11 protein-coding genes are annotated in these 14,176 nt (G+C 55.2%); 6 read left to right on the top strand and 5 right to left on the bottom strand.

The features are described from left to right. Nucleotides 1-14 precede the first annotated feature (14 nt). Nucleotides 15-1,109, top strand: a complete 1,095-nt coding sequence (locus tag OH144_RS20515; RefSeq protein WP_266204118.1) for an endonuclease/exonuclease/phosphatase family protein — start codon at nucleotides 15-17, stop codon at nucleotides 1,107-1,109. Between the two features lie 75 nt (nucleotides 1,110-1,184). On the opposite strand, the gene OH144_RS20510 is transcribed toward OH144_RS20515, so the two are convergent. Next, nucleotides 1,185-1,376, bottom strand: coding sequence for a cold-shock protein (locus OH144_RS20510; RefSeq protein WP_266204117.1), 192 nt, complete (start codon nucleotides 1,374-1,376; stop codon nucleotides 1,185-1,187). A 466-nt stretch (nucleotides 1,377-1,842) separates the two neighbouring features. Here OH144_RS20510 and OH144_RS20505 point away from each other — a divergent pair, with 466 nt between their 5' ends. Beyond that, complete coding sequence (locus tag OH144_RS20505) at nucleotides 1,843-3,651, top strand: hypothetical protein (RefSeq protein ID WP_266204116.1); 1,809 nt, start codon at nucleotides 1,843-1,845, stop codon at nucleotides 3,649-3,651. A 91-nt stretch (nucleotides 3,652-3,742) separates the two neighbouring features. Here OH144_RS20505 and OH144_RS20500 read toward each other — a convergent pair whose 3' ends face one another. The 4 genes from OH144_RS20500 to OH144_RS20485 form a co-directional block, all read right to left on the bottom strand. Beyond that, nucleotides 3,743-4,618, bottom strand: coding sequence for an SDR family oxidoreductase (locus OH144_RS20500; protein WP_266204115.1), 876 nt, complete (start codon nucleotides 4,616-4,618; stop codon nucleotides 3,743-3,745). Between the two features lie 97 nt (nucleotides 4,619-4,715). Beyond that, entirely contained in the window at nucleotides 4,716-5,561 is an 846-nt protein-coding gene (locus tag OH144_RS20495) for a hypothetical protein (RefSeq protein ID WP_266204114.1), read from the bottom strand. A gap of 224 nt (nucleotides 5,562-5,785) precedes the next feature. Continuing rightward, nucleotides 5,786-9,745: an AAA domain-containing protein gene (locus tag OH144_RS20490; RefSeq protein ID WP_266204113.1), complete on the bottom strand. Its 3,960-nt coding sequence runs from the start codon at nucleotides 9,743-9,745 to the stop codon at nucleotides 5,786-5,788. Between the two features lie 29 nt (nucleotides 9,746-9,774). Further along, a complete protein-coding gene (locus OH144_RS20485; RefSeq protein WP_266204112.1) occupies nucleotides 9,775-10,233 on the bottom strand; it encodes a GNAT family N-acetyltransferase in 459 nt (152 codons plus the stop codon). A 142-nt stretch (nucleotides 10,234-10,375) separates the two neighbouring features. Here OH144_RS20485 and OH144_RS20480 point away from each other — a divergent pair, with 142 nt between their 5' ends. The 4 genes from OH144_RS20480 (at nucleotide 10,376) to OH144_RS20465 (ending at nucleotide 13,788) form a co-directional block, all read left to right on the top strand. Further along, nucleotides 10,376-11,140: a hypothetical protein gene (locus tag OH144_RS20480; protein WP_266204111.1), complete on the top strand. Its 765-nt coding sequence runs from the start codon at nucleotides 10,376-10,378 to the stop codon at nucleotides 11,138-11,140. A gap of 137 nt (nucleotides 11,141-11,277) precedes the next feature. Continuing rightward, nucleotides 11,278-12,360, top strand: coding sequence for an alpha/beta hydrolase family protein (locus tag OH144_RS20475; protein WP_266204110.1), 1,083 nt, complete (start codon nucleotides 11,278-11,280; stop codon nucleotides 12,358-12,360). Nucleotides 12,361-12,411: 51 nt separating this feature from the next. Continuing rightward, complete coding sequence (locus OH144_RS20470; protein WP_266204109.1) at nucleotides 12,412-12,891, top strand: NUDIX hydrolase; 480 nt, start codon at nucleotides 12,412-12,414, stop codon at nucleotides 12,889-12,891. Nucleotides 12,892-12,948: 57 nt separating this feature from the next. Then, nucleotides 12,949-13,788 carry a class I SAM-dependent methyltransferase gene (locus OH144_RS20465; RefSeq protein ID WP_266204108.1) on the top strand — a complete coding sequence of 280 codons (840 nt, stop codon included), beginning with the start codon at nucleotides 12,949-12,951 and terminating at the stop codon, nucleotides 13,786-13,788. Nucleotides 13,789-14,176: the final 388 nt, after the last annotated feature.

The following is a 14,176-nucleotide window of genomic DNA, read 5'->3' as shown; positions in this document are numbered from 1 at the left end:
AATACCCTTGCCAAATGCAAACCGCTCTCATTATACTTGGTTTTACCTTCACCCTATTCTCCTTTCTGCCCCTCATCACATCGCCGCTCTGGTGGATCCGGGTGCTGGATTTCCCGCGCCTGCACGTGGCCATCTTACTAACAGGGGTTCTAGTTGCCTACGTGTCCATGTTTGGCATCCAGGGGCCATCCGAAATGATTATGGTGCTGGTGTGGGTGCTGGCCATACTCAACGAACTGCGCTACATCATCAATTTCACGCCGCTCATGAAAGTGGAGGCGCTGCGCACGGAGAAGGAAAACCCCAGCAACTCCTTTACCATGATGATAGCGAACGTGCGGATGGTGAACCGCAAGTATGACAGGTTCCTGGAGCGGGTAAAAGAAGCGCACCCAGATATGCTGATCATGAACGAACCGGACCAGGAATGGCACGACCATGTGTGCAAGGTGCTTGACGAGGCATACCCATACTCCATCAAGAAGCCACTGGATAACACCTACGGCATGCTGCTCTGGAGCAAAAACAAGCTGCACGACAGTGACATCAGGTACCTGGTGGAGGACGGCATCCCTTCATTTTACACGGTGGTGGAGCTACCGGGCGGCGACAAGTTCTGCCTGTTCACAGTGCACCCACAGCCGCCGCGCCTCATGCTCAACACAGAGACCCGCGAGGCAGAGTTGCTCATTATTGCCAAGCAGGCCAAAAAGGCACCCTACCCTGCCGTGGTAGCCGGCGATTTGAATGATGTGGCCTGGTCTAAAACCACCAAGCTGTTTAAGGAGATTAGCGGGCTGATAGACCCGCGCGTGGGTCGGGGCTTCTATAATACCTATAACGCCTATATCCCCGTTTTCCGCTATCCCCTCGACCACGTGTTCTATGACCCGCAGTTCCGGTTGGTGGGGCTGCGCCGCCTCGAAAAATTTGGCTCCGATCACTTCCCCATCCTCATCACCCTGAACTATGAGCCACACCGCGAATACGCCCAGGAACACCCGCGCGCGGACCAGGAGGACAAGCAGGAGGCAAACGAACTGATACAGGAGGGCTTGGAGAAAGGCGAGGAACGCAACCAGGAAAAACAGGGCAGGGATGGCCTGTAAATAAAAAAACCCGCCCAGATGCCTGAGCGGGTAAAAGACTTTTACAATGCCTAACGGCTATTGACAGCTTATAACTTAGATTCTCTCTACGTTGATAGCGTTCAAACCTTTTTTGCCATCCTTAACCTCGAAAGAAACACGGTCGTTCTCGCGGATTTCGTGGATCAGGCCTGTCTGATGCACGAAGATGTCTTGATTAGTGTCATCCTCTACGATGAAACCGAAACCTTTAGATACGTTAAAGAATTTTACTTTACCTGTCTTCATTAGAATGATAATTAATAATTATGAACAAAGGTAAGTATATCTTCCGGAATAGTAGCAAAGATCCCTGTAAATAAATAACAAAAACATCATCAGGCACTTACCCGCTCCCTTTCCTGTACCTCCACTCTTTTTATTTATAGCCTTTTTCATACTTTCTCCAAGTATGAAAGCTGCCTGCGGCAAGTATAAAAACCACGCCGCCCGCCACCTCCAGGGCATGGTGCACAGCACGTGCCGCCCTGGTAGTTCTTAGGGGCTATACTCCAAGATAGCAATAACCATGTGCGGTATGGTTCGTATAGCTAAAACGTTCTGTTACACTCTAAAACAGCTAGTATCACGTAATCTTTGAGCGTAATGGAAACTTAAATCCGGCGCCGGAATATACTCCCGACGGCACCGGGTACAGCAGACAGGGAACAACAAACTTAATAAACGTCAACTATAAACTAAGGAGATCAGAACTATGAAAGAGACTGAAAAAAATCAAAACACGGAGCAAAACTCCAACATGTCGGGTAGCTCATCCAGCAGCCTTAACCCGACTTCCTCATCGTCATCAGGCAGTACTTCAAATAAATCAGGCAGCAGCAGCGACTCTTCCCAAATGGGCAGTTCCGGCTCATCCCAGAAGAGCGGCAGCACTGGCAGCAAAACTACAACCGGCTCTACAAGTAAGTCATCAACAACGAAAGCCAAGTCTGGCTCATCCTCTAAAAAGGAAGGCAAATCCGGCAGCACGACCTCATCCAAGTCTGGCAGTGACTCTTCTGCCTCCGGCAGCAGCTCCGACTCTGACCGTAACAGAAACCTTTCGGAGTATGGCAACTATGGCTCCATGACCAGCGGATCCTCGCAGGGCTTCCAAGGCTCCGGCCAGGGACAGCAGGATTGGGACAGCAGCCAAAACCGAGGAGGCCAGAATCAGAACCAGAACCAGGGAGGCTATGGCAGCCAGGGTGGTTACGGCTACGGGTCGCAGCAAGGTAACTATGGCGGCCAGAGCGGCTACGGTTATCAGAGCGACTACGGCTCGCAGAGCAACTATGGCAGCCAGGGTTCTCAAGGCGGCTACGGCTCATCACAGGGCAGCTACGGGTCTTCGCAGCAAGGAGGCTGGGGCTCGCAGGGGGGCGCTAACTACGGCAACCAAGGCGGCATGGAAGGCAACCGCATGCGTTCGCAGGATCAGTCCGGCGACATGTATGGCAGCCGTGGCGGCATGCAGGGTGGCTACCAAGACCGTGAAGGCGACTTCCAGGGCGGCTATGGTGTGATGAACGACCAGGGTGGCATGGGCCGATACAACCAGCAGAGTGGCCAGGGTGGCTACGGCAGCCAGGGCCGTTACGGCTCACAGGGTGGTTACAGCGGCCAGGGCTCTCAGAGTGGTTATGGCGGCAGTCAGGGCATGAGCGGCGGTAGCTATGGCTCATCACAAGGCATGAGCGGCGGTGGCCAAGGCTCTTCCCAAGGTGGTTACGGCTCCTCTCAAGGTGGCTACGGTTCATCTCAGGGACAGAGCAGCAGAGGCCAGCAAGGAGGCTATCAGCAAAGCTACGGCCAGGGCGATTACGGCCAGCGCATGGGCTATGGCCAGCAAAGTGACTATGGTCGCCAGGGCGGCTATGGCAGCGGCCAGCAAGGCAGAGGCGGAATTCAGGGCGGCTACGGCGACAGAGACCGTTACGGCTCCATGGGCTACGGCTCCAGCAGAGGCATGAGCGAGTACGACAGAGATGACCGTGGCTCGCAGCGTGGCTGGGATTCCCAGAGCTCTATGCAGGGCGGCTACGGCAGCCAGGGAGGCTATGGCTCCAGAGGCGGCTCTTATAACGATGAGTATAGCTCCGGCCGTTCAGCCAGGTATGGTTCGCAAGGCAGCGACTATGGCCAGGACTATGGCAGAAGCTCTGGCGGTTACGGCTCTTCCGGCAGATCGTCTTCTAACAGAGGCGGCTACGGTGATAGCAACTACAGCAGCGGCATGAGCGGCGGCTATGGATATGGCTCCGGCAGCAGCAGCCAGGGTGGCTACGGTTCCGGCAGCTCAAGCCAGGGCCGCTATGGTGAAGGCGGTTATGGACAAGGCGGCTACGGCGGAGACCAAAGCCGTTACGGCTCCATGGATAGCGGCACGTCGTACTACAGCGACAACCGTGGCTCCAGCTCGCGCGAGAACTACCGCGGCTACGGCCAGGGCAGCGGCTCCGACAGAGACCAGGGCAACTACCAGACCCGCCGCAGCGACCGCTATCGTAACCTGGATGAATAACACGGCTGTTTAGCTAATATTATAAAAAATCCCCTCCTGAGTTTTCGGGAGGGGATTTTTGCTTGTTATATGTAAAGCGATGTTCTATAGGCTACACAAAACACTCCTTGTGGTCTTGCAGAAACTGGCGCATGGTGTGCGGCTTGCGTCCGGCCACACGCTCTACAGTGTCAGTGGTTTCGTTGGATTTACCCGCTCTGTACTCCCTGTACACTTCTATCATGGCATCGGCCATAAAGCCCGGAACGCCGTGGTCCGTCATCCCCTTTTTAGCGGCTTCGTCCGGCACATCAACATAGTTCACCGGCTTGCCTGTCACCTCGCCCATCAGCTGCGCCACTTCGTAGTTCGACAGGGCCTCTCCTCCTGTAATGTCATACGCTTTCCCAATGTGGTCATCGTTGGTGAGCGCTTCCACGCCCACAGCAGCTATGTCACGGGCATCCACCCAGCCTACCTTTCCTTCGCCGGTAGCGCCATAGAACCTGCCCTCTTTTTTGATGCTGTCCGCATTATAGTTGATGTAGTTCTGCATAAAAGAAGTTGGCCGCAGGAAAGTATAGCTGAAGCCGCTGTTCTCAATGTACTTCTCGATCTCACGGTGCCAGCGCCCGAGCGCAAGCCCCGGCTCTGCATCGGCGCCTATTACCGAGAGCTTCACGATGTGCTTCACCCCTGCCTCTCTAGCCTCATCCACCAGCGTTTTGGCCATTTGTATCTGGTCTGCGGCAAATGGCGTGATCAGGAACACCTTGTCTACGTGCGTGAAAGCGGCATGCAACGAGTCAGGATCTTCAAAGTCCATCTCCACGATCTCCACTCCCGGCAGGCGCTTCAGGTTTTCGCCTTTTATGATGGAGTGCACCCCGGCCCTCACCCGAATGTCGCCATCCAGCATCGACAGCTGCTTTACCACCTCGCGGCCTACCGTGCCGGTGGCGCCTGTTACCAATATCGTTGTGTGCATAGTTTATTTCGTTGGGTTTATACTCCTACTACGGCGCTTTTAATACAGTAGATCGTTATTTGTCTATCGTTTACCCCTGGATCATAAACCAGGCTTGTTATTGCCGGAAGGTCAGGCGGAATACCTTGCCGTTTTCGTTGGTAAGGAGGAGCTGGTTATCGGAGGTATAAAGTATGGCTTCGGCCTGGCCCGTTCTGCCCACCTTCAGGCAGTGGCGTTTCCCACTTAGGTTGATGTGGCCGTTCTGTACCCCAAACAAGTATACTTTGCCGTAGCCAAGTATGGCGAACTGGCGCTGGTCCGGCGAAAGGGCGGCAGCCGTGGCCATGGCACTGACCGGCAGGCGCTCCTGCAGCTGCGCCACAAAGGTGCCGGGCCGCGCCAGCAAGGTATAAAGCTTTACCTGCATGTTGTTGCCACGGCTTTTGGTGAAGAGGTACAGCGAATCCTGGTAGTAGAAAAAGGCCTCCAGGTCAAAGTGCAGGTTGTTTTTGTCCGGCGGGAAATCCATCTGATCCTCAAAGGAGAAGTATAAGGAGCCTTCCAAAGTATGATTCTGCCTGCTCAGGATGTGGATCTGCAGGTCTTTACGGCTGTTCTGGTTGTTGCCAAAGTCACCGATAAACAGGTGCTCCTCGCTCTCGGCCAGATCTTCCCAATCGCGGTTCTGCAGCTCCAGCGGCAGCGTTTGCTGCAGCTCGCCTTCTAAATTAAACCGATACAGTTCTGCCGGTGTGCCGCTGTCGCCGTGAGTCCAGAAGGTAGAGCTGTCGGAGGCATGGGCAAGCCCGGAGCTTTCCTGTATCTGGCCATCCAGCTGTGCTACCCGCTCCAGTTTATACTTAAAGCCCGGCTTCTCGAAACCACCGTTGCGCCGGTCGGGCCCACATCCGCAGAAAAGGGTTTGAAGGTAGATGTAGGCGGTGAAGATCTTATAGAGCAAGGGGATTTTGAGTTTGAGAGTTAGAGAGTTTAGGAGTTAGAGAGTTTGTACGGAGGGAAGTATAGAAAGTATAAAGTGAGCAGCTTCTGGCGCAAGCGTCCGCTTTTGCCCACATATAGATCTATACTAGCTGAAGCAAAAGCAACCCGATACGATTAGTTGCTTTTACAAAGCAAGACACAAGCGGAGGCTTGTGCCAGAAAAGCCTCCTATACTTATACTTCCTAACTTTCTAACTTTCTAACTTTTACCTTTCTAACTTCTTCTGCCGTTTTCTCGGGTTTCTCCCAGAACTGGCGGCTGTAGACGCGCTTGTACGGCCAGTGGCGCTGGCGCAGCAGCAGCGGAATATCGGCATGCGTGTGGCGCACCGAGAGGGCACTGTAGTACAGGTCATCGTCGGTGAGGACCACGCCCTGGTAGGCAGCCTCTTTCACCAAGGTCAGGTCGGCGAAAGGCACCTCGGGCTTCAGGTACGGCACCTGCCGGGCCAGCACTTCCTTGAGCAGCGGCACCTGCGGCGGCATACTTTCGTGCTTCGGCTCATACTCGAAATAGCGGCGGCTGACCTGCTGCGCGTAGTGCAGGTAATCTTTCAGCACCTTTGGTCCGGCGTGTGTGGTGTGCTCCACCTGCAGCTGCTCTGCCCGGATGCTGCTCACTACCACTACCTCCTGTTTGGCGCGGGTCACGGCCACGTTCAGGCGATTCTCGCCCCCGCTCTGGTTCAGGCTACCGAACTGCATGGCCATTCGGCCCTTCTCATCCGGCGCATAGCCCACCGATAGGATGATCACCTCCTTCTCATCGCCCTGAATGTTTTCGATGTTTTTGACCAGCACGGAGGCAGGTATGGTGATGTTTTGCTCCTGGGCCGCTTCCTCCAGCAGGTCCTGTACCAGCATCTGCTGGTTGTAGTTAAAGGTGATCACGCCCAGTTCCTCCTGCCCGGCCTGCAGGTACTGCAGCACCAGCTCCACCACCCGCTGCGCCTCAGGCAGGTTCTGGTTATCCTGCCACAGCCCATGCACCTTCACAAACGTGATAGCCGGCTGACGGGCATTAGCATCCAGCAACTCCGGTATCAGTTCCAGCTTGTTTTTGTAGAAATAGCGGTTCGAAAACTCGATCAGTTCGGGGTAGCGGCTACGGTAGTGCTGCGTGAGCATGGTCTGCGGCAAGTATAAACCGCACAGCTCCAGCAACGACTCTGCCGACAGCTCCTCCACTTCATCTTCTCCGGCTGCCCCGTTCCAGCGTGCGCGGTAAATATCGGAAGGCTTGAGCTGCTGCGCATCACCGGCCACCACCACCTGCTTGCCGCGCAGCATGGCGGGGATGCCTGTCTCGGCGTAGCATTGCGAGGCCTCATCAAAAATCACCAGGTCGAAGCACCGCTCCAGCGGCAGTACCGCCGACACCGTTTCGGGCGAGGCCAGCCAGCAGGGCACCAGGTCCAGCATTTCTTCGGAAAACAGGGCAAACAGTTTGCGGAGCGGGTAGAGGCTGCGCTTCTTGCTCACCTGCGCGTGCAGGCGGCGGTAGGTGACTGGGTTGCCCAATCGGTTCACCTCGATATCCTTGTAGGCCTGCTCCCGGAGCCGCGACAGCACGATTTCCTGGCTCAGCTCCTGCTTTTGCTGCAAGAGTAATTGCAGTTCTTCCTCCAGCCGCTGTAGCTCGCCGTTGCTGGGCATGCGCAGCTCCGGGTGCTGCCCCTCCAGCTCATGCAGCCAGGCCAGGTAAAGGCTGTTGAGCAGGAGCGCTTCGCCCTCCTCCGCCGTTTTTATACCCTGTTCCTGCAGCAGCTCGGCTACCTTGCGTTCGGGACCGGTAAAGGACGTCAGCAGCGCATCGAAGGCCACCAAATGCTCGAACACCTCCGGCAGCTCCTGCAGCAAGGCCTCTTTATACTTCGCGTCCTGCGTTAACCGCGAAATCTGCCCCTCCGTGAGCCACTGCAACCAGTGGTTATACTTTGTTTCAGCCTCGTTTATACTTTGCACCAGGCGCTGCAAATGCTCCGGCAGCTGCACCAGACTTAACAGCTTTTCGTGCAGCACCTGCTCTTTGTGCAGCTGGCGCAGCAGTTTCTGTGCCTGCAGGGCCTCCTCCACGGCCTTTAGCTTTTGCAGTACCTCGCTGGGGTGCTGCGTTATTTTCAGGTCTGATCTTATACTTTGGTTGATGCCCTGCATAAGTTCCACGGCCTGCTGCCGCAACACCAGGCGCCGCTGCAGTTCGCCCACGCCTGCCTCGTCCAGCTCCAGCTTATACTTGGCCAGCGCCTTTTTCAGCAGCTGCTTCTCGGGGGCAAAGGCCCAGGTAATGCGCCCCAGCAGCTGCTTTTGCTGCTCCTCATACTTGGCCACGGCCGCTTTCACGGAAACCAGGTCCTCGGTGGCAACGGCCGCATCCGGAGCCGGACAAACCAGGTACAGCTCCTTTAGCCGCAGCACCTGCTTTTGCAGCTCCTTTGGCTCCACCTGCCGCTGCAGCAAGAGCTGCAGCGCCTGTCCTGTCTCCTCCTGTGCCAACAGCTCCTGCAGCCGGGCTATTTCCTCTAAGGCAGAAGTATAGGTTGGTAGCTCCCTCAGCAAGAAGGTATAGCCGCTCAGCTCGTTTATACTTCGCTGCAACCTGCCGTGCTCCTCTGGCAGCGCCTCAATCACCTGTTCCAGCTCCTGCCGCTCCTGGAAAGTATACGTTTCCATACTGCGGCGCTCCTTCCACACAAACTCCTCCTTTTGCCAGGGTATGGCTTTTTGCAAATACTGGCGCAAACGCGGCAGAAACTCCGCCACGGTCTCGGCGGTCAGGTTTTTAAAGTATGAATGGAGCGGGATGTGCGGCTGCTGCAGGCTGCTGCGCAGGTACAGCTCCTTAGGCGACCAGCCGCAGCGGCTCATGTCGAACAGGGCGGCTTTGAAGTTCTGTAGCTTCTCCAGGTTTTTGTTGATGCCGCGGCTCACTTCCAGAAAGGTGCGGTCGGTGTAGATGCTGTTGAGCGCCAGGTTCTGCTTTTTGTATTCGTCTAGCCGGTCTATCTGCTCGCGCAGCTGGTTGAAAATAGCTTTGCGGTCGGCGTTGATGTCGTGCACGAGGGCAGCGAAAGCGCCCATCCCCTGCTGCGAGAGCCGCTTATGCACCACATCCAGGGCGGCGCGTTTCTGGCTCACCACCAGCACCTTCTTGCCCCTGGCCGTAAAATCAGACACCAGGTTGCAGATAAGCTGCGATTTGCCCGTGCCCGGCGGCCCCTGCACCACCACCGACTGCCCCTGCTTTACCGCCTGCAGCGCTGCCTCCTGCGCCGCATCCAGGGCAAAGGCCGTGAAGGTATGTTGGGCCTGCGTGCTCCCGTTTATACTTGCCTCGGGCGTGCCGAACAGCTGCTCCATCTCCTGCAGCTCGCCCTGCTCCAGCAGCGCATCGTAATCTGTGAGTAAATAAGACGCAGCCTGCGGGAAGATGCCCAGCACGGCCTCCTGCTCCAGCTCCAGCTGCCCCGGTTTATATTCTGCCTCGTAATCGGCTTTTTTATAGTCTGTAAAGCGTTTGAGCTTATCGGTAAAGAACTCACGGCCCGCGTTTATACTTAGCTGCTGCTCTTTCAGCAGTTCGTATACTTTGGTGCGGAACTCCAGCGGGTGCTGCGGCAGGGTACTCAGATCCAGCTCCAACAGCTCCTCAGCCAGCGGCGTGCCCATGTAGTGCGCGTAAGCCAGCAGAAAGCTCTGGTTAAACTGCGGCGGCTGCGCCTCGTCGGGCTGCAGCTCCCACTCCTGCGCTGCGTTTACCTGCAGCTTCACCGGGAAGAACAGCAGCGGGCTCCGCACCGCCGTGCCATCCGAGAACTTGCCATGCACAAAGGGCCAGCCTAAGTACAACTCCCGGCTGCCGCGCTCCTCAAAAATCATTTCGGCCTTGCGCTTGATAAACCGCAGGCGACGGCTCACAGCGGCCACAGGCGCGTGGCGGCTGTCGGCATAAGGGCTCAGGGGGATCTTTTTCTTGCCGCTCAGCAGCTTCTCCAGCACCTCAAAGGCAGGCTTGCCGTTCACGAAATCCAGCGCTTCCACATCCAGGTGCAGCTCCCGGTACAGGCGCAGCAAGACCAGCGCCCTGTTGCCGGAGCCGAGGTTGAGAAGCCTGCGTCTATAGTTTTTGAGGATGTCTTTCATGATGTACTGTACTTCTTGGGCTTGCAGCATTATCGGGGGAGTTGCATATGCAGGATCGGGTACGGTTTGCCCGTGCCATCCACCTCCGAACGGCCCACGGTGCGAAATCCAAAGTGCTCGTAAAAGCCTACTGCCTGCTCGTTCTGCTCGTTCACATCCAAAGCAGTTGCCTTTAACGCCTGCACGGCGTATTGCAGCAGCTTTTTGCCGATGCCCTGCCCACGGCTTTCCGGGCGGATGAACAGCATTTCCACTTTCCCATCTAAGGTGCCAAGAAAGCCTGCAACACGTCCTTTTGCATCTCTGACATAATGCAGCTCCACCAGCCCCAGGTACTCATGCTGCACCAGGGGTTTATAGAACAGGATATCCTCTTCCGATAAAAAGTGATGTGTGGCCCGCACCGATGCTTCCCATACTTCCGTCAGGGCGGCAAAGTCTTCCGGACCCGCTGTGTAGATGTGCTGCTGTGCCTGTGTCTGCTGCATACTAGGAAACTGTTACTGCCCCGTTAACGAAAGAAGTCGCCTGAAAGTCTAAGCCATTTAAGCAAGTTAGCAGGATTTAATCAGAGTTGGAAAGGAGAAATTACACGGAAGGAATTATCTTGCAGCCACTTATTAACTTCCTATGCTGGCCTCTATTGTTACCGCAGTTATTTTCCTGCTATTGCATGTATTGTTTCCACACAGGCCCAAACCTATAAAAGACTACGACAAGCTGCTGCTGGTAAACGAGCATAAGTATAAGATCTACGAGATTTTCTCCCTCATCCCCCTTTTCTTCTTTATAAGTGCCATATGTTATGTGTTTTACCTGCTGGGCAACGATGTGCAGGCAATATATTTCAGGAGCCGGGAGGCGGACTTAGCCATTTACCCTCCCGCCTCGTTCTGGCTGGTGCCGGGTCTTTGCTTCGGGTTTGGGCTGATCATCCCGCCAATGGAGTTCCTTTACCGGCTGATGCTGCAGGAGGAATACGAGGTGTACACTGCGTACACGAACCGCAAGCATGGTTTTGATGGCTACCGAGCGATGCGGTTTCTGTGCATGGGCTGCGTGACTGCCGGTGTCATCTTATCCTTCCTGGGCCTTGGCTGGTACAAAGAAGTAAGGGATGATAAAATCATTATTGATGACTTTGGCTCGCTATCCCCACAGGAGTATTCTTTACAAGAGATAGAATCCATCACCCACTTCCAGCAAAATACTACGGCTAAGGGAGTGGCAGAGGTGGAGCCGCATTATAAAATTATTTTCTCAGATGGCAGAACATGGGACACATCCGATAACTTCCATGAGGTGGGCGAGGAGAAGTATCAGGCTATCGTGGAGTACATCCTCTCTAAAACAAAGCTGGAAGTAGCGTATAAGGACGTAGACGTTGCGGACTGAAAAGCTAACCGGCTCACTTACATCTTTATCCCCGACAACCTGCTATACTTTATTGCCGCCATGCAACATTTTTAACAGGACGCAGTTCTTGTAGAAGTATAGCCAATCCATACCTTTGCCCGAATAAAACAACTAGAATGAAGATAAACTCCCACCCGGTTAGACTTCTGCTCCCGGTGCTGCTGTGCCTTATACTTTCTGCCTGCAACAGAGACAAACCCATCCCCCCCATTGAGCGCTTAGAGGGCTATACCACCACCAAGCAATACCCCGGCGAGGTAGGAAAAGAGGACCTGGAGGACTGGAAAAAGGACCTGAAGGACATTGAGGTGGTGCGGATAAAGTCTACGATGGATGGGAAAGTGGAGCCGGCCCTATTCTACGAGTCGAAGTCGAGCCGTAAGAAGCCGCTGCTGGTGCTGCTACACAGTTGGAGCAGCGGGTACCTGCAGGTACCTTCCATTCCGTTTGCCCTCTGGGCCGAGAAGTATGACTGGGCTTTTATCCAGCCTAATTACCGCGGCGTGTTTGAGCAGCCGGAGGCCATGGCCTCGGATGTGGCTATCCAGGATATTGTGGACGCCGTGGACTACGCCATGCAACACGCCAACATCGACTCCTCACGCGTGTACCTGGTAGGCTCCTCGGGCGGCGCCATGACGGCCCTGGTGGCCGCCAGCCGCCACCCCGACATCTGGGCCGGTGTGGCCGCCTGGGTGCCGGTGTTCGACATTCCGGAGTGGTACGACTTTAACCTATACTATCCGCACCGCAAGTATAACGGCCAAATCGTGGCTGCTTTGGGAGGAGAACCACTACCCGGAACGCCCGCCGAGGAAGAAGGCAAGCGTCGCAGCCCCAGCACCCAACTTCACCAGGCCAAAGAAGTATCGATCTTCCTGGCGCACGGCATAAATGACCTCCTGGTGCCTCCCAGCCACTCTATCCGCGCCTACAACATCTTAGCCGCCCCTGCCGACACTATCTCCAAGGAAGACATGGAGTATATTGTAAAAGAGCAGGCCATACCGGAAAACTTACAGGGCGAAGCCTCCGATCCATACTTTGGCGAGTCGGACCCGGAGGTAGTCTTTAGCCGCAAATCCAGGAATGTGAAGCTGGTGCTGTATATAGGTGTGCACGACATGGCCTATAACTCCACCTTGCTCTGGCTAAACGACCAGCAGAAGCAACAGCCCGTAATTACCAGCAGCAAGTAAACCTTTGCCCCGGTGCATCAAGTATAAAACCTATACTTTATACTTCAGCTGATGCCCACACAACCAGACGCAAACACCCCGAAGCCAAAACTCCCGACCGTCGACCAGGTTTCTTCGGGGGGCGTGGCCTATCGTAGGGGGGAGCATGGCGTGGAGGTGGCACTGATCTCGGTGGGGCCGCAGCGGCGGTGGCAGTTGCCAAAAGGCATTGTGGATGCCGGGGAGACACCCGAGGCCACGGCCATACGCGAAGTGCGCGAAGAGGCAGGCATCCACACCGAACTCCTCCGGAAAATAGAGACGATCACGTATTGGTACGTGGGCGATAAAGGCAAGCAGCGGGTGCGCTTTCATAAATTCGTGCACTTCTTCCTGCTGCGCTATACCTCGGGTAACATAGCCGAGCATGACTGGGAGGTGAATGAGGCGCGCTGGGTAGCCATAGAGGAGGCAATTAACCTGCTGTCCTTTAAAACAGAGCGGCAGGTGGTGGAAAAGGCAAAACTCCTGCTAAAGGACGCACAGCCCTAAACCTATCCCCCGGTGGATGGTTAATTATTTTGATTTCAGAAATAACAGCAGCATAAAATGTCAACAGCATCGAAAGAATCATCAGAAGAGAAGTACCTGCACGGTTACTCGCAGGAGGAGCAGACGCGCCTCTACAAGCAGGCACGGTTCATGGAGAACAAGATCTACTCCGACATCGACTTTTCTACCGTAACCAAACTGCTGGAGGTTGGCTGTGGCGTAGGCGCTCAGTCAGAGATCCTGCTGCGCCGCTTCCCGCACCTGCATTTAACGGGCATCGACTATTCTGAGAAGCAGATTGCACAAGCACAAAAATACCTGTCCACTATCCCCTACGCCACCGACCGCTACCAACTGCTGAAGGAAAATGCCATGGACATGAGTTTTACTTCGCAGGCTGACTTCGACGGGGCGTTCCTGTGCTGGGTGCTGGAGCACATACCGGAGCCGGCCCGGGTGCTGTCGGAGGTGCGGCGCGTGCTGAAGCCCGGCAGCCCGATTGTGATCACCGAGGTGCTGAACTCCAGCTTTTTCGTGGAGCCCTACTCCCCGAACGTGCTACAGTACTGGCTGCGCTTCAACGACCTGCAGTACGACATGGGCGGCGACCCCTTTGTGGGGGCTAAACTCGGAAACCTGCTGCAGTCGGTCGGCTACCAGCGCATCTCCACCGAAACTAAAACCTACCACCTGGATAACCGCAACCCGGCCAAGCGTGCCGAGATGATCAGTTTCTGGACGGAGTTGCTGCTGAGCGGGCTTCCACAGTTGCTGGAGGCCGGCTATGTGGATGCGGACCTGGCAGAAAAATTAAAGCAGGAGATGCAGGTAGTGGCTAAGAGCCCGAATGCGGTTTTCTTCTATACGTTCATGCAGGCGAAGGCATTTACCTCGTAAGTAGTGGATTAGGGTAAGGATGGTGCTACTGGCGCAAGTACTCAGACTTGTGTCCTATACGGTGTCGCGTATGTGCCCCGGCTGGTTTGAAGAGCCATGCTTTATACTTGGGCCATACTCCCATAGCTTCCGCTTTTCTCAGCTTGATACAAGCTACACCACTCGCTGGCGCGGGTTTGCAGCCCGTGCCTTTATATTCGTTGGGTTTGTAACCCGACTGGCTCGAAACGCCATACTGTATACTTTGGCTGTGCTGCTACACTTCAGCTATACTTTTATACTTAAGTGATACTTCATTCTTCCGCTGGTGCAAGCGTCCGCTTGTGCCTTTGCTGCTGCTTGCCGCAACTGGAAATAAGCTATACTTGCTAGCTACTGTTCATCCTCT

It is taken from the genome of Pontibacter kalidii, from assembly GCF_026278245.1.
Classification (GTDB): Bacteria; Bacteroidota; Bacteroidia; order Cytophagales; family Hymenobacteraceae; genus Pontibacter; species Pontibacter kalidii.
Note: the sequence above shows the minus strand (reverse complement) of the source record. Positions and strands in the feature narration are given on the sequence as shown.